This is a genomic window from Proteiniphilum sp. UBA1028 (genome assembly GCF_002316955.1).
GTDB lineage: Bacteria > Bacteroidota > Bacteroidia > Bacteroidales > Dysgonomonadaceae > Proteiniphilum.
In genome coordinates, this window is the sequence record NZ_DCEN01000078.1 from 542 (window position 1) to 2,518 (window position 1,977).

General features: G+C 43.8%; 1 protein-coding gene and 1 pseudogene. Both read left to right on the forward strand.

Going from position 1 to position 1,977, the window contains the following annotated elements; translation table 11 throughout:
- A partial coding sequence (locus B3Z75_RS13175; RefSeq protein ID WP_294072604.1) for an ATP-binding protein occupies window positions 1-705 on the forward strand: 705 nt, incomplete at its 5' end.
- A gap of 1 nt (window position 706) precedes the next feature.
- Window positions 707-1,977: pseudogene (locus tag B3Z75_RS13180) on the forward strand (type II restriction endonuclease subunit M); the annotation flags it as partial.

The window sequence follows — 1,977 nt, forward strand, 5'->3', positions numbered from 1 at the left end:
AACCGTGTCTCGGAAAGCCGAAGAGCAAAATGGTTGCAGGCCTATTTGGAATCTATCCTGCAAAAAGATATCCGAGACCTGGCCAATATTGATGGTCTCATATACATGCCAAAAATCTTAAACCTGCTGAGTGTGAGGGTAGGAAGCACGATCAATATGTCTGATATTGCCCGGTTGACAGGAATAAAAAACAGTTCTTTTCAACGCTATATGGCATTGTTGGAACAAGTTTTTATGATTGTAAAAATCCCTGCATGGACTCCTAATACCGAAGGGCAATTTGTGAAATCGCCAAAAATATTTTTAAACGATACCGGACTGTTGTGTCAATTGGAGAATAGTGGTGACGACCTGTTGCAAGACCGAACACAGGCAGGACATTTTGTAGAAAATTTTGTAGCCATGGAGATACTGAAACAGATCAGTTGGTTCAATGACCCGTTAAAATTAATGCATTTTAGCATGCACAAAGGTGCAGAGGTGGACTTGGTGATCGAAGATCAAAAAAAGATGATCTATGGAATCGAAATAAAATCAAAAACCTCCTTGAAACCAGATGACTTTAAAGGATTGAAGAAGTTAGCCCAATTGGCAGGCCATAAATTTAAAAAAGGGATTTTGCTGTATACGGGAGAGCATGTGTTAGGCGGATTCGGAGGTAAAAATTTACAAGCAGTACCAATAAATAATGTTTGGGGTAAATAATATGATTCATTTCATTCAAAATATCGGTGAATACTTTGCCAGCAACTACTTCGATGAAGATTTCTCCAAAAAGGTGATTGAGAAATCGGGTTACAGCAGCGAGGCTATCAGGGAGTTTAACCAGCAGGTCAACCGGTTGAAGCCCGACTATTTCAAGCTCAAACAAACTTTTGTCGAAAACCACCTGCGCACGAAAGACAAGATCAATCTGTCGCATCGCTTTCATACAAGGGTGCTCAATGTGTTGGGTTATGATGCCGAACAGACGAATTATGATGATCTGTTTCCACTAAGCGAAAAAGCAGTTTTGCCGGTACGTCATATCCTCTATCGCGGTGAACAGCCCCACCTGATGGTGATGGAGATGCATGCCATGATCAAAACCAAAGATGAAGAGGAGCCCGACGGGCTGTTCGACCAGAGCTACAACGTGACAGAAAATGGTGAAGATCTGAAAAGCACAACGCAAAAGTATCACCGATCGCAATGGGCGGATATTTTCACCGTACCCGAGGGAATCAGTATTTCCCCCATGGTGATTAACAAAGCGGTGAGCGAGTTATTTCTGTTGCCCACCTATCAACGCCCAAGATATATCCTGCTCTGTGCCGGCAATGTCTATTTTTTACTCGAGGCAGAGAAGTGGTTTCGCGGCTCCTACCTGCAATTTGACTTGGAGATACTGTTTGACGATGCCTCGATCGACAAGAATTACTTCGCCCTTTTCTATCTTTTACTGGGGAAAGAACAGCTGGCTCCTACTGCCGAGATGGTGTTGATGGAACAGCTCGACGAAGACGCCCACAAGGTAGCCTACGAGGTGACCAAAGATTTGAAAGAGGGAGTGATTCATGCCGTGGAGCAACTGGCAAACGAGGCTGTTCATTACCTTACCCGGGAGGAGGACTTCACTTACGACACGATCAATGCCACATGGTTAAAGGATGACTGTCTGATGATGGTCTATCGCCTTTTGTTCCTGTTTTATGCCGAGTCGAGAGATGAGCTGGATATCCTGCCTACGGACGATGAAATTTATCAGAAAGGATATTCATTGGAGATGCTTCGCGATCTGGAGCAGGTGCCATTGCGAAACGAATTGAGCTTGAATGGCTTTTTCTTTCACGAATCGTTAACCCGGCTGTTCAGTTTACTCCACAAAGGATATCGTGAAAACAACGGCACATCCAAAAGCTTCAGAATACGTCATTTGGATTCTCCTCTTTTCGATCCTGACAACATGCACTACCTGAGCAAGGTACAGATACGAAA